General features: G+C 64.4%; 17 protein-coding genes, 1 tRNA gene and 3 pseudogenes. 13 read left to right on the top strand and 8 right to left on the bottom strand.

The features are described from left to right. Positions 1–10: 10 nt before the first annotated feature. On the bottom strand, positions 11–697 hold the full coding sequence (locus tag ING15_RS13810) for an HAD family hydrolase (RefSeq protein ID WP_206455415.1): 687 nt from the start codon (positions 695–697) through the stop codon (positions 11–13). A gap of 202 nt (positions 698–899) precedes the next feature. On the opposite strand from ING15_RS13810, the gene ING15_RS13805 reads away from it, so the two are divergent. Then, positions 900–2,033, top strand: coding sequence for a site-specific DNA-methyltransferase (locus tag ING15_RS13805; RefSeq protein WP_206455414.1), 1,134 nt, complete (start codon positions 900–902; stop codon positions 2,031–2,033). A 5-nt stretch (positions 2,034–2,038) separates the two neighbouring features. Here ING15_RS13805 and ING15_RS13800 read toward each other — a convergent pair whose 3' ends face one another. Continuing rightward, positions 2,039–2,671: an HAD family hydrolase gene (locus tag ING15_RS13800; protein WP_206455413.1), complete on the bottom strand. Its 633-nt coding sequence runs from the start codon at positions 2,669–2,671 to the stop codon at positions 2,039–2,041. After that, positions 2,668–3,795: an A/G-specific adenine glycosylase gene (gene mutY, locus ING15_RS13795; RefSeq protein ID WP_206455412.1), complete on the bottom strand. Its 1,128-nt coding sequence runs from the start codon at positions 3,793–3,795 to the stop codon at positions 2,668–2,670. The genes ING15_RS13800 and mutY overlap by 4 nt, the downstream gene beginning before the upstream one ends. An 86-nt stretch (positions 3,796–3,881) precedes the next feature. On the opposite strand from mutY, the gene ING15_RS13790 reads away from it, so the two are divergent. The 5 genes from ING15_RS13790 (at position 3,882) to ppdK (ending at position 10,021) form a co-directional block, all read left to right on the top strand. Beyond that, positions 3,882–4,631 (top strand): glycosyltransferase family 25 protein, encoded by a 750-nt coding sequence (locus tag ING15_RS13790; RefSeq protein ID WP_206455411.1) that lies wholly within the window; start codon positions 3,882–3,884, stop codon positions 4,629–4,631. Further along, on the top strand, positions 4,628–5,863 hold the full coding sequence (locus tag ING15_RS13785; protein ID WP_206455410.1) for an O-antigen ligase family protein: 1,236 nt from the start codon (positions 4,628–4,630) through the stop codon (positions 5,861–5,863). Before ING15_RS13790 ends, ING15_RS13785 begins: the two co-directional genes overlap by 4 nt. Before the next feature lie 29 nt (positions 5,864–5,892). Continuing rightward, positions 5,893–6,357: a DUF721 domain-containing protein gene (locus ING15_RS13780; RefSeq protein WP_332873830.1), complete on the top strand. Its 465-nt coding sequence runs from the start codon at positions 5,893–5,895 to the stop codon at positions 6,355–6,357. A gap of 114 nt (positions 6,358–6,471) precedes the next feature. Next, positions 6,472–7,221 carry a DsbA family protein gene (locus tag ING15_RS13775; protein WP_332873829.1) on the top strand — a complete coding sequence of 250 codons (750 nt, stop codon included), beginning with the start codon at positions 6,472–6,474 and terminating at the stop codon, positions 7,219–7,221. A gap of 127 nt (positions 7,222–7,348) precedes the next feature. Next, positions 7,349–10,021, top strand: coding sequence for a pyruvate, phosphate dikinase (ppdK, locus tag ING15_RS13770; RefSeq protein WP_206455408.1), 2,673 nt, complete (start codon positions 7,349–7,351; stop codon positions 10,019–10,021). On the opposite strand, the gene ING15_RS13765 is transcribed toward ppdK, so the two are convergent. Together ING15_RS13765 and ING15_RS13760 are read right to left on the bottom strand one after the other, a co-directional pair. Beyond that, on the bottom strand, positions 10,009–11,793 hold the full coding sequence (locus tag ING15_RS13765; RefSeq protein ID WP_206455407.1) for an SLC13 family permease: 1,785 nt from the start codon (positions 11,791–11,793) through the stop codon (positions 10,009–10,011). The two genes, ppdK and ING15_RS13765, sit on opposite strands and share 13 nt — an antisense overlap. Before the next feature lie 209 nt (positions 11,794–12,002). Next, positions 12,003–12,407, bottom strand: coding sequence for a hypothetical protein (locus ING15_RS13760; RefSeq protein WP_206455406.1), 405 nt, complete (start codon positions 12,405–12,407; stop codon positions 12,003–12,005). Between the two features lie 168 nt (positions 12,408–12,575). Here ING15_RS13760 and ING15_RS13755 point away from each other — a divergent pair, with 168 nt between their 5' ends. Beyond that, positions 12,576–14,204 (top strand): fatty-acid--CoA ligase, encoded by a 1,629-nt coding sequence (locus ING15_RS13755; protein WP_206455405.1) that lies wholly within the window; start codon positions 12,576–12,578, stop codon positions 14,202–14,204. 48 nt (positions 14,205–14,252) lie between these two features. After that, on the top strand, positions 14,253–15,191 hold the full coding sequence (locus ING15_RS13750; RefSeq protein WP_206455404.1) for a DUF1499 domain-containing protein: 939 nt from the start codon (positions 14,253–14,255) through the stop codon (positions 15,189–15,191). A gap of 31 nt (positions 15,192–15,222) precedes the next feature. Here the strand turns inward: ING15_RS13750 and ING15_RS13745 are convergent, their stop codons facing one another. Then, complete coding sequence (locus tag ING15_RS13745; protein WP_206455403.1) at positions 15,223–16,125, bottom strand: MBL fold metallo-hydrolase; 903 nt, start codon at positions 16,123–16,125, stop codon at positions 15,223–15,225. Further along, complete coding sequence (locus tag ING15_RS13740) at positions 16,122–17,324, bottom strand: DUF3616 domain-containing protein (protein ID WP_206455402.1); 1,203 nt, start codon at positions 17,322–17,324, stop codon at positions 16,122–16,124. Before ING15_RS13740 ends, ING15_RS13745 begins: the two co-directional genes overlap by 4 nt. A 159-nt stretch (positions 17,325–17,483) precedes the next feature. Between ING15_RS13740 and ING15_RS13735 the strand changes: the two genes are divergently transcribed. The 3 genes and pseudogenes from ING15_RS13735 to ING15_RS13730 form a co-directional block, all read left to right on the top strand. Next, positions 17,484–17,558 (top strand) — tRNA-Gln (locus tag ING15_RS13735). Between the two features lie 106 nt (positions 17,559–17,664). Beyond that, a pseudogene (locus tag ING15_RS19955) lies at positions 17,665–17,820 on the top strand (DUF6538 domain-containing protein); the annotation flags it as partial. A gap of 257 nt (positions 17,821–18,077) precedes the next feature. Then, positions 18,078–18,326 (top strand): annotated as a pseudogene (locus ING15_RS13730) (integrase core domain-containing protein); the annotation flags it as partial. Between the two features lie 93 nt (positions 18,327–18,419). On the opposite strand, the gene ING15_RS13725 reads toward ING15_RS13730, so the two are convergent. Continuing rightward, positions 18,420–19,058, bottom strand: coding sequence for an RNA polymerase sigma factor (locus tag ING15_RS13725; RefSeq protein ID WP_206455401.1), 639 nt, complete (start codon positions 19,056–19,058; stop codon positions 18,420–18,422). Positions 19,059–19,429: 371 nt separating this feature from the next. Between ING15_RS13725 and ING15_RS13720 the strand changes: the two are divergent. After that, positions 19,430–19,819: pseudogene (locus ING15_RS13720) on the top strand (transposase); the annotation flags it as partial. A 14-nt stretch (positions 19,820–19,833) separates the two neighbouring features. Then, a complete protein-coding gene (locus tag ING15_RS13715; protein WP_206455400.1) occupies positions 19,834–19,995 on the top strand; it encodes a hypothetical protein in 162 nt (53 codons plus the stop codon). Positions 19,996–20,426: the final 431 nt, after the last annotated feature.

Here is a 20,426-nt window from a genome sequence, read left to right as displayed (position 1 = left end):
GCGACGCCGATCAGGCGTCCTGCCAGCTCGCAAAGGCGGTGACGACGGCGGGGAAATCCGCCAGCCGGCTGATCACCGTCTCTGCGCCGGATTCGCTCAAGGATTCGGCGTGGCCGAGATGGGTGTGGCGCCCGCCGGTGAAGCCGACCACGCGGCAGCCGGCGGTGCTTGCCGCAGCGACGCCATGGACGGAATCCTCGATGACGATTGCCGTGCGTGGGGCCACCCCGAACGCCTCGCAGGCATACAGAAAGACGTCCGGCGCCGGCTTGACCTTCTGGGTTCCCACTTCCGGCGCGCTGAAGATGTGCGGATGGAAATAGTCCCACAGGCCGACATGCTCGAGTTCCAGCTCCAGCCGCTGCGATGACGAGTTCGAACAGATGCAACGGGGCAGCGCAATGAAATCGAGCGCGGTCCGCGCCCCGGCGATCTCCTCGACGTCGCTGCCGAGCCGCCGATCGATTTCGGCATCGATGCGGGCGGAAAAATCGTCCGGAAAACGGGTGCCGGTCTCGGCGGTCAGACGCTCCATGACCAGCGGCCAGGTGAGTCCAGCATAGCGTGTGGCGAATTCCGCGGCGTCGACCTCGATGCCGTGTTCGGCCAGCATTTCGGTCTGAACCGCGGCGGCGATGATCTCCGAATCGACTAGCACACCGTCGCAGTCGAAGATCACCAACAAAGGTTCGGACATGAAAGGCTCCGGCGTGTCGGGTGGTTCTGATGGTTGAGTCACGCGCCTGGTCCCGGAAACCGTAATCGGGGCCGCCGACCGGCAAGCGCCGGCTCCGATACCACGGGCCGCCGGAAACGACAAAGTCCGGATTTCATCGATTGTTTACGTCGTTCGGTAACCATGTCGTCGGTTTGGTGTTTTTGCGTAACCGGTGGTGAAGATGATTAGCAAGCGTTTCCCGTCCTTGGCGACTGTGCGATCCGAGCAGCCCGACTGGCTCGATCGAATCCACCGGGGGCATTGCGTCGCTCGGATGGAGGCGCTGCCGGCGAATTCGATCGACGTCATCTTCGCCGATCCTCCCTACAATCTGCAATTGGGCGGCGACCTGCATCGCCCCGACCAGTCGAAGGTCGACGCGGTCGACGATGCGTGGGACCAGTTCGAGAGCTTCCAGGCCTACGACGCCTTCACGCGGGCCTGGCTGCTCGCGGCGCGCCGGGTACTGAAGCCGAACGGGACGATCTGGGTGATTGGCTCCTACCACAACATCTTTCGCGTCGGCGCCTCGATGCAGGACCTCGGCTACTGGATGCTTAATGACGTGGTGTGGCGCAAGACCAACCCGATGCCGAATTTCCGCGGCCGGCGTTTCCAGAACGCCCACGAGACGATGATCTGGGCGTCCCGCGACGCGGATGCGAAGGGCTACACTTTCAACTATGACGCCCTGAAGGCGTCCAACGACGACGTGCAGATGCGCTCCGACTGGCTGTTTCCGATCTGCTCGGGGGCCGAGCGGCTGAAGGACGAGGCGGGACGCAAGGCCCATCCGACGCAAAAGCCCGAGGCGCTGCTGGCGCGGGTCATTCTCGCCTCGACGAAGCCCGGCGACGTCGTCCTTGATCCGTTCTTCGGAACCGGCACGACCGGCGCGGTCGCAAAGCGGCTGGGGCGTCATTTCGTCGGCATCGAACGCGAGGACGCCTATATCGAGGCGGCCGAAGCCCGGATCGCCGCAGTCGAGCCGCTGGACGATTCGGCGCTCAAGATGGCGACCTCCAAACGGGCCGAGCCGCGGATTCCGTTCGCCAGCCTTCTCGAGGCCGGCCTTGTAGCGCCGGGCACCGAACTCACCGACTCGAAAGGCCGCTGGACGGCGCGGGTTCGCGCCGACGGAACCATCGCCATCGGCGAGGACGCCGCGTCGATCCACCGGATCGGGGCGAAGGTTCAAGGCCTCGATGCCTGCAATGGCTGGACGTTCTGGCATGTGCGTTCGGGCGAATCGCTGACCCCGATCGACGCGTTGCGACAGCGCATTCGCGACGGACTCGGCGCCGTCGGAGTGTGAGCCTCTTAGTCCGCCGTGGCTGACCCCGAAGGGACCGGCAGACCGAGGTTGGCGAGCTTCTGGCGGAGCCGCTCGCAATGTGTGAAGTGGATCGCCTGCCAGCCAGCCTGGCGGGCGCCGTCGACATTCGGCGCGCTGTCGTCGATGAGGACCGTTCTCGCCGGGTCGAGGTCGAAGCGTGCCGCGTGGTGATCGTAGATCGCGCGGCCGGGCTTGATCAGCGCGATGTCGCCCGAGACGGTGACGCCACGCGTTTCCGTCAGGAACGGGAATTTCGCCTGCGCCTCGCGGAACGTATCCGAGGCGAAATTGGTCAGGAGGGTGACGTCCGTGCCGGCCGCGATCAGGCCGCGCAGGATTGCCACGCTGCCCTCATAGGCATGCGGCACCATCCGGTGCCAGCTGCGGCGAAAGGCGCAAATCTCCTCAGCCATCTCGGGATGACGCCCGATCGCTTCGGCTTCTGCCTCCGGCCACGGCCGGCCGCGATCCTGTTCCAGGTTCCATTCATGCGAGCAGACCTCCCTCAAGAAGAACGCCCGGCGGCCGTCGTCGGGGATGATCTGGCGAAACGGAATGTGCGGATCGTAGTGGATCAGCACCTTGCCGATATCGAAAACCACATGCGTGACGCTCATCCGGTTCGCTTTCTTGACGGTTTCGGGGCGGTCACATCGGAAAGTGCCCGCACGAGCACCTTGCGCATCAGCGTGGGCAGTGCCTCGCTGCCCTGCGCGGCCTCGTTCGACCACCATCCGGCGATCGGCGGATCCTGCGTCAGTTCGGCCCGGTAGACTTCCAGTTCCAGCCGGAAATGCGTGAAGGCGTGGGCGATCGTGCCCTGGAACTCCCACTTCGCTGCAAACGGCGCGGCCTCGGCCCCCGTCGCTCCATCGGCGCGGGCGTTCCAATTGGTCGTCGGCGGTTCGCTCATGCCGCCAAGCATGCCGCTACGGGCGCGTCGGCGCAGCCAGACAGCGCCGTCCGCCGGCCGCACCGCAACGAAGGCGGCGCCCTTGCGCTCCGGCGTGGCCGCTTTGGGTTTCTTGATTGGAAACTGCTCCGCGCGGCCTTCGGCCGCCGCCCGGCAATGGACGCGAAGCGGGCAAAGAATACAGGCGGGACCCGTCGGCGTGCAGACGGTCGCGCCGAGATCCATCATGGCTTGCGCGAAATCGCCGGGACGCCGATCCGGCGTCAGCTCCGCGACGTGGCGGCGAATCGTCTTCCTCGCTCCGGGCAGGGGCGCCTCGATCGCAAACAGCCGCGTGACGACCCGTTCGACATTGCCGTCGACCACGGCCGCCGGCTCGTCGAAGGCGATCGCCGCGATCGCGGCGGAGGTGTAGTCTCCGATACCGGGGAGCGTTTTGAGTTCGGCCGCGCTGCTGGGAAAGCCGCCGGCGAAGGCTTCGGTGACAGTCTTGGCGCAGGCGTGAAGGTTGCGGGCACGGGCATAATAGCCGAGGCCCGCCCACTCGCCGAGCACGTCCGTTTCCGGGGCGGCGGCGAGGTCCTCAATCGTCGGCCAGCGATTGACAAAGCGGGCGAAATAGGATGTCACCGCCGCGACCGTGGTTTGCTGCAGCATGATCTCGGAAAGCCAGACGCGATAGGGCTCCGGGCTTATTCCCGCGGCTCGTTTCTCCGGCGAAACGCGCCACGGCAATTCGCGGGCGTGACGGTCGTACCAGGCTAGAAGCAGCCCGGCGATCGAGGGGACGGGACCGTCCGAATGGGGTTGCTGTTCTGGCTGGAGCATCAACTGAGCTTGCCTTGACATTGCCTGATGTTCGCGCAATCGACACCCGAAACGGGGACTGGCGGCCCGCCCGCGAAAGTATTGTCTTGAAGATCAATTACTACGTCATCAATCTGGATCGGTCTCCGGAGCGCCTTGCGGCGATCGGTGCCGACGCCGCCGCGATCGGCATCGACCTGATAAGGGTGAAGGCGGTCGATGGGAAGACCGTGCCCTCTCAGGCGCGCGACATCCTCGACGAGAGGGGGTTTCGCCGACTCCACGGAAAGATCCCGATGGACGGCGAATATGGCTGCTATCAAAGCCATATCGACGTCTTCGATGCCTTCCTGGCCAGCGACGCCGACATGGCGGTGATCTTCGAGGACGATGTGCGGCTGACGCCCGCGCTCCTGCCGGCGCTCGATCGGATCGTCGCCGTGGATGACTGGGACGTCGTTAAACTGATGCACCATCGCCTGCCGGCGTTTCGCGCCCATCGTTCGATCGGCGGCGGCTGCCGGTTGGGGACGTCGCTGTTCGGCCCGACCGGCAGTTCGGCCGCCTACTTGGTCAATCGGCAGGGTGCGAAGGCGCTGCGGCAGCGACTCGTTCCGATGCGGCTTCCCTATGATGTGGCACTGGAACGCGGCTGGGCGCTCGGCGTCAGGGTTCGCCACGTCGAACCGGATCTGGTGGCCGGCAATCCGCTTACCGAGCGGAGCTTGATCGGCGGACGCAAGAAATACGCGGCGATGCGGCTGGCGCCTTGGCGGCGTTTGACCACCTTGCTCTTTCGGACCGCGGAAGCGGTGAGACGGGCGCGCTCTGGCCTTGTGACGCGGCGCATTCGATGATCAAGCGATGGCTCCTGGCGCGACGGTCCTTCGATGCGCCGCTCCTGGCCCTGGCGATCGCCTTGCTGGCGATCGGCAATCCCATCGCCAAGGGCACGTTTCTCTTCTTCGGCCTGATCGGGGCGAACCTGGCGTTTGCCCGGCATCGGACCTGGCGTTATGCCGACACGGCCTTTTGCGCCGCGATCATTGCCTATGCGAGTTGGTCGATCGGGCTCATGGTGTTCCGTAACGAACCCGTTAACGGTAACCGCATGTTCTCCTACAGCCTGATCATGCTCGGCTTCGCCTTTCTGCCGCTCTCGGTCAGCCTGGTGCGCGAACCGTTGGACGCGTTGATTCTCGGCTCGCGCGCGGCCATCCTGGGGGTCCTGGCTTTGCTTCCCTTCGACCCGATGATCACTGGCCGGTTCGATCTCGGCGGCAACGCCGCGATCCTCGCGTTTCTGGCGGCGGCGGCCGGTCTTGCCGCGCGGCTGGACGCCCGACACCCAGTCTATCTTCTTCCCAACAGCAGACTCTGGTTCTACCTCTCCTTCGTGCCGGTGCTCCTATCGGGCACCCGGGCGGCGTGGTTTGTCTACGTCCTGGTTGCGCTGTTCGACGGACTGGAATTGATTCGGCACTGGCGGAAGGCTCCGTTTCGTCTGCGTTCGCTGGCGCTTCCGACCGCCGCTGTCCTGATTGTGGCGGCGTTCCCCGCAGGTTCGATTGTCAGCCAACGCATCAGCGCTGGAATGGTGGAACTGGAGCAGATGAATGCCTCGGGCGCCGCTTTCGGATCGATGGATATCCGCATGGTCATGTGGATGGGGGCCCTCCGAGTGATTTCCGAGAACCCGGTCGCGGGGGTCGGCGGAATGGAAAGAATGGATGCGGTTGCCGCAGCGGTTTCGCCCACGAACGCAGCCGTCGTCGCCTCCTTCACGCATTTGCACAACCTGTTCGTCGACGAGGCGGCGTCCAACGGTCTCGTCGGGCTGGCGCTGCTGATGTCGATCTTCGCGGTCTTTCTCGTGCGCGTCACGCGATGTTCGCCCGGCCATCTCGTGCCGGAGACCTCCTATGCCTTCGTCTTTCTGGTCGTCACCTTCGGTTCGTTCCACGGTGTCCTCTTGAATGAATGGATGATCCTGTCGATCTTTTCCTTCATGACCCTCATCCTTGTCGCGATCCGCCGGGACGCTTTCCGGGCGCGGTATCGGAGCAGCCACGCAGGGGCTGGAGGATGAAGCGGCGCCGGGCGCCTTCGGCGATTCCGGTGGCCGATCTCATCGGCGGCCTGATGGACCCGATCCTCAGGCGCAAGGCAGGGATGACGAGCGGCCTCGTGGCCGCCTGGTCCGAGATCGCCGGGCCCCGCCTGCAGGACATGACGCGACCGGAAAAGCTGGTCTGGCCAGCCCGGCGATCCGATACCGACGCCTTCGAACCGGCAACGCTCGTAGTCGCCTGCGAGGCGGCTGCGGCCCTGCGTCTGCAGCACCAGACCAGCGAATTGATCTCGCGGGTGAACGCGTTTTTCGGTTTCGCGGCGGTCGAGCGCATCAAGATAGTGCAAAAAGCCGTCCATCAGGTCCGCCCGAACCGTAAGCCCAAGCTCCGTGAACTCGGCCCCGACGATATCAGCCGCATCGACGACATGGTCGCGCGCATCGAGAATCCGAAGCTTCGCGATGCCTTGCGGGCCTTCGCCGAATCGGCGTTACGCCGCAAGGATGGATGATGGGTCTTCCGGAAGCCACACCGCCCGTTCATGAAGAGTTCATTGGAAAAGTCACAATTCTTCCGTAGATCGCAGAGACTGATGCAACCCAATTATCAAAGGTTCCGATCGATGATGAGTATGTATTTCGCCGCTTCCCGCCGCCTCCCGGCTTTCAAAGCCGCCCCGCTTCTCGCCGGTGTCGCGCTTTTGGCGAACACCGGTGGATTGGCGCATGCGGCCGGCGCCTCCGAACCGATCACGGAAATCCGGATCGCGCAGGCGGAAACCGTCCCCGCCACGCCCCCGGCGGTCGAGGCGCCGGCTGCATCGGGCTCCGTCGACGTTTCCAAACTGATGGCCGAGGGGCCGCTTCCCGACATCGTCATCGGCGATGTCAACGCGCCGGTCACCATCGTCGAATACGCGTCGATGACCTGCGGCCACTGCGCCAATTTTCACGTGAATTCCTATCCGCAGATCAAGAAGGATTTCATCGACACCGGCAAGGCCAAGCTGATCATCCGCGAATTCCCGTTCGACCCCCGCGCGCTGGCGGGCGCCATGCTCGCCCGCTGCACAGGCGACGACGCCAAGCGCACGGCGATGATCGACGTTCTTCTGGGACAGCAGGAAGAATGGGTGAGGGCCGAGAACGCTTCTGCCGCGCTGCTCAAATTCGCCAAGCTGGCCGGAATGAGCCAGGAGGACTTCACCTCGTGTCTCAATGACAAGGGCTTGCAGCAGAAGGTCGTGGAAACGCAGGAGCGCGGCCAGAACGAGTTTGGCGTGAACGCTACGCCGACGTTTTTCGTCAACGGCGACAAATACGCCGGCGCCCTCGGACCCGATGAGATGGCGGCGGTGATCAAGTCCCACCTGTAACAAGAGCGATCCGCTGCGCGGCGGTTTTTGCGCTGCAGCAATTGGCGCGTCGGCGATTTTCTTCTAGAGGTGGGCGGGGTTTCCGGCGGAAGGCCCGACTCACCGGGGAGACAGTCGGCGGCGTTCAATGGCCAAACGGATATTCACCTTCCGGCGCGGAGCGGCGGATCGCACCGCCGATGCGGCCGAAGCGCTTGGGCTAAAGGGCGCCAACCTGGCGCTGCTGGCCTCTCTCGATGTGCCCGTCCCTCCAGGTTTTACCATCGCGACGTCGGTCTGGCGCGAGGCGCAAGGGGCTGACGACGGCCTACCCCAGGCGCTGCGGGCCGAGCTGCGGGCCGCGATCGAGTGGCTTGAGGGCGTCACCGACCGCCGCTTCGACGGCGATCGACGCCCGTTGCTTCTAGCCGTCCGCAGCAGCGCCCGGGCGCAGATGCCGGGCGTGGCCGAGACAGTCCTCGATATCGGTCTCAATGACCGGACCGTCGAGGTTCTGGCAAGCGAACTTAACGACCCCGCCTTCGCCTATCGCAGCTACCGGCGCTTCATCGAAAGCTATGCAGCGCTCGTCTTCGACGCCGATCCGTCCCAGTTCGAGGAGATCGCCGACGAGGAACGCGAGCGCGCGGGCTGGACCGTCGAGCCGGAGACACCCACCGACTGGCGCGCGCTTGTCGCGCGTTACCAGGACCATCTCGACAGCGAGATCGGCGCGGTGCTGCCGCAGACGCCGCTCGAGCAATTGTTCAGTGTCGTGGGCGCGAGCTATGCAAGCTGGCGCAATCCGCTTGCGGTGTCGCACCGGCTGATCCAGGGCATTCCCGAAAATGCCGGTCTCGCGGTGACCGTGCACGCGATGATCTTCAATGAGCGCAACTACCACTCCGGGACGGGCCGCGCGGTTTCCCGCGACATGCGCAGCGGGCAATCCCGGCTGTCCGGAGAATTCGCACTGGGCGCTCGCGGGTCCAGCGCCATCGGCGAAAAACCGCCGATCCTCGACCTGGCGGAGTTGGCGAATGGCGAGTGTCGCGAGTTTCCGGCCGATTTGTGCGAGTTGACCCGTCACGTTCGCCGTATCGAAGCCCATGCGGGCGATGCGGTAGAGGTCGATTTTATGGTCGGGGACGGCGAATTGTTCCTGATGCAGTCGCGGATCGCCCGGCGGACGGCGCCGGAGGCGATCCGCGTCGCAGTCGAACTCGTCAAGGAAGGGCTGATCGAGGAATCGGAAGCAATTCTGCGGATCGACCCGGCGTCGCTGGATCAGTTGCTGCATCCGACCATCGAGCGCTCGGCCGATTTCGTCGTGCTGGGACGCGGTATGCCAGCGTCGCCGGGGGCGGCGACCGGTGAGATCGTGTTCACCTCCGAACGCGCCCAGGCGCTGGCGAACGAAAACCGCCCGGTGATCCTGGTGCGCAACGAAACCTACCCGGAAGATATCCACGGCATGCATGTCGCCGACGGCGTCCTGACCATTCGCGGCGGCACGACCAGTCACGCCGCCGTGGTCGCCCGCGGCATCGGCAAGCCGTGCGTGACCGGGGTCGGATCGCTGCGCATCAATGGGCAAAAAGGAACCCTTCACGCTGCCGGCCGCGTGCTCGGGGAGGGCGACCGGATCACCATCGACGGCTCCACCGGCGATGTCATCGAGGGTGCGGTGCCGCTGGTCCGGCCCTCGCTGACCGGCGATTTTGCGACGCTGATGGAATTCGCCGATCGGGCGCGGCGCATGCGGGTGCGGGCCAATGCCGATACACCGATCGAGGCCCGCTCCGCCCGTTCCTTCGGCGCCGAAGGCATCGGCTTGTGCCGGACCGAGCATATGTTCTTCGAGGGCGATCGCGTCCGCGCGATGCGCGAGATGATCCTGTCGTCGGACGAAAGCGGGCGGCGGGCAGCGCTCGAAAAGCTCCTGCCGATCCAGCGCTCCGATTTCATCGAGCTGTTCGAGATCATGGCGGGATTGCCGGTGACGATCCGCCTGCTCGATCCGCCGCTGCACGAGTTTCTGCCCAAGAGCGACGGCGAGATCGCCGAGACGGCGGCGATGCTCGGCGTCGACGAGGCGGTGATAAAGCACAGGATCGCGGCGCTCGAGGAATTCAACCCGATGCTCGGCCATCGTGGCTGCCGCCTTGCGATCTCCTATCCGGAGATTGTCGAGACGCAGGCCCGCGCCATCCTGGAGGCGGCGGTCGAGGCCGGCGAGAAGACCGGCGATGCGGTCGTTCCCGAAATCATGGTCCCGCTCGTCAGCCTGCGCAAGGAGCTCGACTTCGTGAAGGAGCGTGTCGATCGGGTCGCCGAACTCGTCATGGCCGAGCGTGGCCGAAGCATCAACTATCTCGTCGGCACGATGATTGAGTTGCCACGGGCCATCGTGCGCGCCGATACGATCGCCGAGGTCGCCGAGTTCTTCTCCTTCGGCACCAACGATCTGACCCAGACCGTCTATGGCATCTCGCGCGACGACGCCGGCAATTTCCTCTCGACCTACGTCCGTCAGGGGATCATCGAGCGCGATCCGTTTCAGACCATCGATGTCGAAGGCGTCGGCGAACTCATCGGTCTCGCTGTCGAGAAGGCGCGGCGCACGCGCCCGGACATTTCGCTCGGCGTGTGCGGAGAGCAGGGCGGCGATCCCGCCTCGATCGCTTTTTTCGAGCAGACCGGGCTCGACTATGTGTCCTGTTCCCCGTTTCGCGTGCCGATCGCCCGGCTTGCCGCGGCCCAGTCGGCGATCCGAGCGGGCCGCTCGCTCCGCGGCCGGGGGCGGCGTCAGGAGGCGTAGTAGAAGTAGATCGCAATGCAGGTCGTGAAACCGACGATGACGTTCATCGGCGCGCCGATCTTGACGAAGTCGAAGAACCGGTAGTTGCCGGCGGCGTAGACCAGCGTGTTGGTCTGGTAGCCGATCGGCGTCGCGAAGGATGCCGAGGCGCCGAACATCACGGCGACGACGGCGGCCCTTGGATCAAGCCCGAGCGCGGCAGCCAGGCTGATCGCGATCGGCGTCACCACCACGGCGACGGCATTGTTGGTGACGATCTCGGTCAGGACCGAGGAAATCGCGTAGATGCTCAACAGCACGATGAAGGGCGAGGCGCCCCGCAGCAGCGGCTCGATCGTACCAACCAGGAGGTCGACGGCCCCCGACTTCTGCATGCCCAGACCGATCGCCAGCATGGCGAAGATCAGGATGAGGATGTCGCCTCGGATCGAGCGCCAGGCTTCGTCGGCGTCTATCACGCGCACGAGGAGCAGGGCGGCGATGGCGATGAAGGCCAGCACCTGGATACTCGCCAGCCCGTAGGCGGCGACACCGACCACGGCGAGGAGCGCGCCGATCGCGACAGGAGCCTTGCGGCGGCGGAACGGCCTGGCTTCGCTGACGTCGACGCCGATCAGGTCGTTGGCCTCGGCAATGCGGGCGAGCGCTTCTGGGCGTCCTTCGAGCAGCAGCCGGTCGGCCGGCCGCAATTTGGTGTCCTGCAGGGACGGGCCCGGCACGTGCCGATGGCGCTGGACGCCGAGAACCGCGACGCCGGACCCGGAAATCCCGGTCAATTCGGAGATGCGGCGGCCGATGCCGCGCCGGTGCGGCGCGACGGTCGCTTCGACGACGACCCGTTCCTCATCCTTGGTCGCCGAGGGCGCGACCCGGGCAATGCGAAAATTCGGGCTCGCATGCAGCGTCAGGAGTTCTTCCGCCGTGGCGAACACCACGATGCGGTCGCCCTTGCGTATCTCGGTCTCCCCGATGTCCCGGCGCAGCGTCTCCGAGCCGCGCAGGATGGCGACCGGGCGAACGCCCCTGGCCGAGAACGAAGCGGCGTCCTTCAGGTACTTGCCGATCGAACTCGCACCGTCACGCACGACGATCTCGCTGAAATAGAGATTGCCTGTGTCGTCTCCCAAAACGTCTTCGGCCGAACTGCGGTCGGGTAGGAGAAACCGTCCGACGATCAGGAGGTAGATTATCCCCGTGATCGAAGCGACGACGCCGATCGGGGTGATCTCGAAGATCGAAAAAGCTTCCATCCCCTCGCTGCGTGCGACGCCGTCCACCAGAAGATTGGTCGACGTGCCGATCAGCGACAAGGTGCCGCCGAGAATAGTCAGAAACGACAGCGGAATCAGCAGCCGCGTCGATGCGACCCCCAGCTTCTTGGCGATCTCCATCATGATCGGAATGAAGACGATGACGACCGGTGTATTGTTCATGAAGGCCGAGGCGACCATCACGCCGAGACCCATGACGGAAAGGGTCATCAGCGGGTGTCGCTCGACGCTGGCGACGAGCCAGCCGGCGGCTCCTTCCAGCGTACCGGTTCGCACCAGCGCGCCCGACAGCACGAACATGGCCGCGATGGTTATCGGCGCGGGATTGGAAAAGACAGAGGCGAGTTCGTCTGCGTCCAGGTAGCCGAGCACGAGGAAGCTCACGGCGCCGCCGACCGCGATCACCTCCGGCGGGTAGAGCTCGAGCGCGAAGGCCACGAAAACGGCGCCTATCACCGCCAGTGCGACGTAGGAGGAATAGTCCGTGAGAAAGGCGTTCATGAGAGTCCGTCGGCGAGGAGATCCCGGCAGAATTCAGAACTGCGGCGCGCGCGACGGTTTGACAAGCCCGCTGTGCCAATCACGCCGGATAAATATCGATTATTCGGCAAGCGGTCCCGGCGCGACCTGAATTCGGTCGCTGCGGCGTCTTTCACAAGGGCGGTCGGTTCCGTCCTCGACTCGTCCGGCCGAGACGGGACTGCCGCTCGTCAGGCCGAGCCTTCGGTTTCCATGCCGCCGAACGGCATGGCGTCGCGAATGCGTGTTAGGACGCCCACGAAGGCGCGGGCGAAGCCATAAAAGCGCTCGCCGATCTCCTCGCGATCCGGATTGCGGATGGTGTCGCCGGCCTCGTTCAATATCGCGAACAGAATGTCCTCGCGCTGAGGGGTGGCCACGCGCACTGCGGCAATGCGGGATGCATCCTCGACAGAGCCATCCGACGGCATGTCGAACAGGAGCTCTCCACCGACCACGGCGGCAGCCGAACGCACGCATTCGTCGAAGGCGATCCGCGTCGGATCCTGCATGTCCAGGGCCAGTTCGAACTCGACCGCGCCGAGAGCCTCGTTCCCAGACCCCGCGCCGATTGCCGTCTGTGCGTCCACCTGCATCGTATCGCTCCTGGTCCTTACTCTCGTGGGATCGAAATCTGACTCCGGCAAGCGGCCGAACTGTGGCGGCGCCGCGCTCGCGACGGCTGGACAAACGCCTGGCCGTTGTCGACATTGGCGTCGCGAAGGGGAACCGTCAGGGACCCTCGACGCCAGGGAGGAACGTACATGCAGGGTTTGATGCAGCAATGGCCGCTGCTTTGCTCGAAGGTGATCGATCACGCCGCGACCTATCATCCGCGCCGTGAAATCGTCACGCGCTCGGTCGAGGGACCGATCCACCGCACCAACTACCGCGAGGTCCGGGCGCGCTCCCTGCAACTTGCCCAGCGGTTGGAGCGTGATGGTATCAAGCTCGGCGACCGCGTCGCCACCCTGGCCTGGAATACCTGGCGCCACCTCGAATGCTGGTACGGCATCCTCGGCCTCGGCGCGATCTATCACACGCTGAACCCGCGACTGTTCCCCGATCAGATCGCCTGGATCATGAACGATGCCGAAGATCGCTTCATCTTCGTCGACCTGACCTTCATGCCGATCATCGAGGCGATCGCGCCGAAGGTTCCAAGCCTGGAAAAGATCATCGTTCTCACCGGCGCCGCCCATATGCCGGAGACGAAACTGGCCAACGTGGTCTGCTACGAGGATTGGCTGGCCGAGGCGGACGCCGATTTCGCCTGGAAGGCGTTCGACGAAAACACCGCGGCGGGCATGTGCTATACGTCCGGCACCACCGGCAATCCCAAGGGCGTCCTTTATTCCCACCGCTCGAATGTCCTGCATTCGATGATGGCGCAGCAGCCCGATGCGATGGGCCTGTCCTCGCGCGACAGGCTGTTGCCGATCGTGCCGCTGTTTCATGCCAATGGCTGGGGACTTGCCTTGACCTGCCCGATGGCCGGATCCGCGATGGTGATGCCGGGGGCCAAGATGGACGGCGCCTCGGTTTTCGAGTTGCTGACCGAGGAAAAGGTGACCTTCAGCGCCGCCGTGCCGACGGTCTGGCTGATGTTGCTGCAGCATCTGGAGAAGGAGGGTGGTGAACTGCCCGACCTTGAACGGGTGGTGATCGGCGGCGCCGCCTGTCCGCGGGCCGTGACGCAGAAATTCCAGGACAATTACGGCGTCCAGGTCATCCATGCCTGGGGCATGACCGAGATGAGCCCGCTCGGCAGCCTGTGCACGATTAAGCCGGAATATGCCGACCTTGAGGGCGAAGCGTTGCTCGATCTCGAACAGAAGCAGGGCCACCCGCCCTTCGGAGTCGAGATGAAGGTGACCGACGACGCCAATGTCGAGCGGCCGTGGGACGGCAAGACCTTCGGCCGTCTCAAGGTGCGCGGCCCGTCGGTCGCCAGCAGCTACTACAAGAACACGGGGCCGGAAGTGTTCGACGCCGAGGGCTGGTTCGACACCGGCGACGTCGCCCATATGGACGAGCACGGCTATATGCAGATCACCGACCGCGCCAAGGATGTCATCAAGTCGGGCGGCGAATGGATCTCGACGATCGATCTGGAAAATCTCGCCGTTGGCCATCCCGATGTCGCGGAAGCCGCCGTGATCGGCCTCGCCCATCCCAAATGGGACGAGCGACCGCTGCTCGTGATCGTTCGCAAGGAGGGTCGGGAGCCCTCCAAGGACGATATTCTCGGCTTTCTGGAGGGTAAGATCGCCAAATGGTGGATGCCGGACGACGTCGCCTTCGTGTCGGAAATTCCTCACACGGCTACCGGCAAGATCCAGAAGACGACGCTCAGGGACCAGTTTCGTGACTATCGCTTGCCCTCGGCCTGATATATCCGCGACTCGGACGAGCCGGGTCGTGGCTTTTGAGGATCGCCCATGAGTTCGATTTACGGACGGCTCCCGGTGTCGGGGCATTATCTTCGCAAACGGCTGCGGCTGGCGGGGTTTGCCCGCAGGCTGGCGGCGTTCGCGCTGATTTTGTTGGTCACGTCGCTCGTCATCTTCAGGCTCGGGGCGATCGTGCCGCAGGCCTTGATCGGGCTTCTCCTCTTCACCGCCGGCATCGCCACGCTGGCGCTGCTGATCTCCCTCTACGGGCTCGTTCGGGTCTGGTTCCAGGGCATCGCTGGCGGCGCCGCGGCGCTCGGGGCCTTCGTGCTGGCGAGTGTCGTGCTCGCTCCCTTTGCCTACACGGCCTACCTCGCCGCCGTGAATCCGAGCACCAACGCCGCTTATACGGACGGCATGGACCCTGAGGGCCTCCCATCGACGGTCGAGGCCGAAATGCCCGCCGACGCGCCGGTTGCGGTCGCGCCCGAGGCGGCCCTGGTAGAGCCGAGCGTGGTTCCGGGGCGTCGCTTCGTCGCCGCCGCGCCGCGAGTTTACGCCGCCGCGCGTGTGGTGCTGGATGATCTGGGCTGGCAGGTCGGCGGCGTCGTCGCCGAAGGTCCGGCCATTGCCGTCGTCGCGGCGCCGGAACTTGCCGGCGGGGACCTCGGCGTCAGTGGGGCGGGCGACATCCCGATCCCGACGGCACGCGCGGGAATCGATGCCGAGGCCGCTTCCGATCCGCTCGACCGGCCGGATAGCGAACAATACCGGATCACCGCCATCGCCCGCGATCTTCTGTTCGCCCTGCCGAGCGATATCAGCATCCGCATCGTCCAGGATGGCGACGAGAGCTTCGTCGATCTGCAATCGGTCTCACGCTCGATCGATATCGACTTTGGCCAGAATCGCCGTTTTATCGAGCGATTCCTCGAAGATCTCGACACGGCGATGTCCGGGCTGGAGACGGTCGAGACAGGCAGCTGATCCCGTCGTTTCCCGGTGCTGCCTGTCGCCGTCAAGCGGGTGCGAAGCGGGTGCCGAGCGTCGGCGGGCCGTCGGCCGAGACCAGGCCGCGCTCGGCAAGATCCTCCAGATGGGCCAGCACCGACAATCCCGCAGCGCCGTGCAACTTCGGATCGGTGCCGCGATAAATCGCCGCGACGATCGTCGGGATCGTCCGGTCGCCGGCGCGAAGCCGCGTTAGAATCGCATTCTCGCGCATACGGCGATGGCCGATGAGGGCCCGCACGAAGGCCTTCGGCCGTTCGACCGCGCCGCCGTGGCCGGGCAGATAGCGCGAGTCGTCGCGAGCGAGCAGGCGATCGAGCGAATTCATGTAGTCTCGCATGGCGCCGTCCGGCGGCGCGACGATCGTCGTCGACCAGGCCATGACGTGATCGCCGGACAGTACCGTCCCATCCTCGCCGACTGCAAAGGCCAGATGGTTGGCACAGTGGCCGGGGGTGGCGATCACGGTAACGGGCGTGCCACCGAGGACCAGCGTTTCGTCGTCCGCAAGCGTCCGGTCGAAGACGAGGGACGCATCGCCGGCGGCCTCGATCCGAGATGCTTCGCCGGCCAGCAGCGGGCGCATCGGGCGGTGCGGCCCGCCGCCGAGAAGCGGCGCGCCTGTGATGTCCCTCAGCCGGTCGACCAGGCCGGTGTGGTCGCGGTGGGTATGGGTCAACAGGATCGCGTCGACCGGCCGGCCGTCGATCGCAACGAGCAGCGCGTCCAGATGCGCCGGGTCGTCGGGCCCCGGGTCGACGACGAATGAACGATCGTCGCCCACGACATAGCTGTTGGTGCCATGAAAGGTGAACGGGCTCGGATTGCACGCGGTGACGCGCTGGATGGTTTCGCCGAGGGGAACGGCGTTTCCGTAAGCCGGGTCGAAGGCGGTATCGAAATCGGTCACCGGTCCGCTTGGCCTTTGCCGCCCGCGGCGCGCCGCTTCGCCGACGCCGATCGCGCCGAGGCAAGATCGAACATGTCGGTGGTCAGGCGCTGGGACTTGGCGTCCGTGCGGTCCTCATGCGGAGAATCATAGGCGACGAGAAGTTTCGCCACCCCGTCGATCTCGATCGGCGCGATCCCCTCGGCATGGTCGGATCCGCGAATCGCCGGCAGGTCGAGCACCCGGGTCATGGCGCCCGCTCGGTAGACAGGGCGCTCGGGGTCGTAATCCTCGATGGCGAAGACCGATTGCAGGGCTTCCAGATCGGTCGTGGCACCGGACAGGATCAACAGCCGCCCGTCCTGCCAGTGCATGTCGCGAATGCCCTGGCCATTGAGATCGATTGCCTGGATTGCGTAGCGTTCGTCGCCTTCGAGTTTTCGCGGCTTCAAGTGCCCGCTTTTGACGTCCTTCATCTCCATGCGGACGATCAGGGCATAGCCGCCGAGGACCGGACCGCGAAGCCCCAGGAGGACGGTATTACCGGTCACCGCAAGCCCTTCGATGTCAAAGCCGTTCTCCTTGCAGGGGTGATCCATGAACGGGCCGATCAGCCGGTCCTTCGCGAGCATCTTGCGGAGCGGCGTCTTGCGCGATTTCTTCATCGGCATCATCCGGGCGGCGCGGGCAGGAGCCTCGTCGAGCGGGTCGATGGACGCAACGAGGTCGTAAACGCCGTTGCCGCGGTCGAGCAGCGGTACCTTGCCGAGAAAGCCGCGATTGGCGTCCCAGTCGATGTCCTCCATGTCGTCGAGACCGTCATCGCCGGGATCATCGCGTTTCAACGAATGGGATCCGCATATCCACAGATAGCCGTCGGCGACCGCCAGCCCCTCGATGTCCATTTCACCGGCCGGACCCTCCGGCAGGTCGAACGTCTCGCCGAGGACGAAGTGCGTGTGCTCGCCGGCCTTGCCCGTTTGCGGATCGAACAGCACGCGTTCGATGGTCGAGGTCTCGTCACAGGTGCAGAAGATCGAGCGGCCGGTCACCGCGAGGGCCGACACGTCCTGCCAGATCGGATCGTCGACATGGATCAGCCGGTCTTGATGGGTGAAGAACAGGTCGACCGTCGCCGCCCGCCCGCGATCAAGCGGCAGGTCCACCTGCTTCCCCGCGTTGGCCCGTTTGGAGAGTTGGGGTCGCGTGTTCTTTGCCATCTCGTCATCCCATCGCCTGTTCGGTCCGTAACATCGGGCGCGCAGGGAGTGATGCAAGGCGGCCGCGGCGCTCGGCGTGAAATTGGGGGCGCCACGGCGCCTGGGGTCGTTGCATGACGGCCAGCCAGCGGCTATGAGAGCCAGCGGACACGGAGCTTTTGGGGCGTCGCCAAGTGGTAAGGCAGCGGCTTTTGGTGCCGCCATTCGCAGGTTCGAATCCTGCCGCCCCAGCCAGATCGTCTAACTCTTTGAAATCGCTTGATGCCTACTCAGCTGGGGAGCTTTTTCCGCAACTGGGACACAGGACTGCGACACAACCGTGGGACACGGAGTGTCGATCATGGCGATCGGAGCCAATCTCGAGCGGCGAGGGGCCGTCTATTACTGGCGCAAGCGCTTGCCGAAAGGCCTTGCGCTGCGAATTGGGACGAATCATGTAAGATTGAGCCTGCGAACCTGGGAAGCGCGCTATCTTGCCGCGAGTCTCAACGCGAGGGCTGCACAGGTGCCGAGAGACTGTCAGAAATCTTGTGTGCGAGGCCATGATGATGGAACTGAAGGGAGCATCACATGGCGATCGAGAAGGAACTTCTGGACCGGCTTCTGGCCGGCCGTGATTCACAAGATCTGTTCGCGAAGGACGGTCTTGGCGATGAGCTGAAGAAGGCGCTGTCGGAGCGGCATTCTGAGTGCGAACCTGGACGACATCTGGTCGGCGACGCCGGCCCGAGTGGACAGCGTAAGCCCGGAAACGAGCGCTGGCATCAGACGTTGAAGAACCAGGTCGTTCTCGAGAACGACTTTCTGCCGGCCGACCGCGAGGGACAGATAGAGGCTTTCGTCGAGCACTACAATCACCAGCGCTACCACGAGATCCTGGGCAACGTGACCTTGGCCGGCGCCTACTTCGGCAGAGCCGAAATCATCATCAACCAGCGCGAAAGGATCAAGCGGAAGGCCATCGAACATCGGCGCTTGCAGCACCGCGGGATCGCCGCTTAAGAAGCAATCCCCAGACGAGGCCGTGGCTTCTCAGTTCGATGCCGAAAATCCGCGCCAAATGTTCGGACGACGGACACCGGCGATTAGCGTGCCCTACGGGTAGGAAAAAGCGGCTTGGTCTGCCTCCGCGCTGATCAGGTGGTGACCGTTGCCGCACGTGCAGTCGTGGAAACCACGTTCGCAACAGCTGCCACAGCACTCCCGCATCGCTTCTCGCAGCGCCTGACGTGCGCGATGCAGCCGAACTCTGGCGTTTCCCTGTGTAAGGCCGAGCTTGGCCACGGTCTTTTCGCGTGGCTCGTCCGACAAATCGACCCGTTGCAAAATTTCCGCATAGTCCGGCCGCAACGTGGGGACGAGTTTATCAAGGCAACCGCAGGGGCTTTCCTCGGGTTCGACGGCGTCGGGGTTTTCGTCCAGCGCAACCCGCTCGTCCACGTAGCTGGCTTCCCGCCGCCGCCGCGCGGCCTCTCGCCGGTAGTGATCCGTCAGCACCGATCGCAGTACCGTATACAGCCAGGCCACCACGCTTTCGCTTTTCCTGAGGTTGCCGCCGTTGGCGACAACGCGCAGGCAGAAGCCCTGAAGCACATCTTCCGCCGTATCCCGGTCGCCGAGGCGGCGCACGAGGAACCGCAGAAATTCGCTCCGGTGCTCGGTGAGGGCCGTCGTAACGGCCAGGTTGACCGGTCTCGATTCGGGCGCGAGGGTTTGGTGACAAGCCGTATACATCGCCCAGTGCCTCTCCTGATGATTTGTGCTGCGCCGGGAGAAACGTTGCCAATGCCACTTCAGGCCCTTCGGATCGGTACTTCAGCGATTGTCCGGCCCGTCTTCCGGAAAAGCATTCCCAGCGCCAATTTCGGGTCAATCATAGGAGAGGCGTGCGGGGGCACTTTGATCTTGATCAAAACCACCTGACGCTTCGCAAAAAAGCGGGCCGAGAACGATCAGAGGATGGCCACAGGCCTTGGTGCTCGGCGATGCGGACGCGGCCGCAACGCGCGGACGGTCGATCACGTCTGCTGCGGTTCGCGCCGGCGCCCATCGTGAGACCAAAGATGGGAATCACTCCGACGAAACGATACGACCATTGGATCGCCGTCGGATGGGCAACCAGCGATTGGCTTCACAAGGAACTGGCATTGTCAGCCCAGCGCCGAGCCGTCACCGTGCGGCGTCCCGCCGCCGGTCTCATCCACCATGCGGACCGCGGCAGCCAATACTGCGCCATCGATTACCAGGCTGAGGTGAGGAAGCACGGGATCCTGATCTCGATGTCGGGGAAGGGAAATTGCTTCGACAATGCGATGGTCGAGACCTTCTTCAAGACGATGAAGGCCGAACACGTCTGGCGCACCGTCTTCCAGAGCCGGGCAGAGACGACCAACGCAATCGGTCGCTACATCGACGGCTTCTACAATCCCGTTCGGCGCCATTCGGCGCTCAACTTCATCAGCCCGCTTCAATTCGAGGCTGGCCGCATAAACTGAAAACGCTCTCCACTTTGTCGGAGCAAGTCCAGGCCTACGAGGGGACCATGCTGCTCGACTACATGATGCCGCGCTGGGTCACCTATCTAATCTATCTTTTTCTGATCATCGCGCCACCGCTCCTGTCGCGCTATCTGCACATGCGCTATTTCGGTCTGACCATCATCGCCGCGTGACCGTGGACATCTGGTTCCTGCGCTGTGCCTATATCTCATTCTTCTGCCTTCTGCCTTCTACCTTCTGGCGGGGCTCGGGACGCTGCATCTGATCCACATCATACTGCGCAACAAATGCGCCCGCGAATGTCCGTTGCTGTTTGCTTGAGCCTCGCTCGGCAGGCCATTACTGCCATAGTAGGTCAACCGGGTCTGGACGATAACCAGTCCATTGTGAGGGAACGCGCCGGTGTAACGTCGGTCGGGGCCGTGCGTCTTTATGTCCAAAGGGTTGGGAGCGCGCCCTTGAAGCACGACACCGAGGATAATCACCGTGAGGAGGACAGCATTTGTCATCGCCGCGGCCCTCGGATTCGCGGGTCTTTGCCGCCGTAGCGCTGGCGCATGGGATGAATACCGATGGAGGCGGTCTTTATTCGCTGACCGGGTTG

The sequence above is a fragment of the Aurantimonas marina genome, assembly GCF_017183135.1.
GTDB lineage: Bacteria > Pseudomonadota > Alphaproteobacteria > Rhizobiales > Rhizobiaceae > Aurantimonas > Aurantimonas marina.
This window is presented reverse-complemented; position numbering and strand designations above follow the sequence as displayed.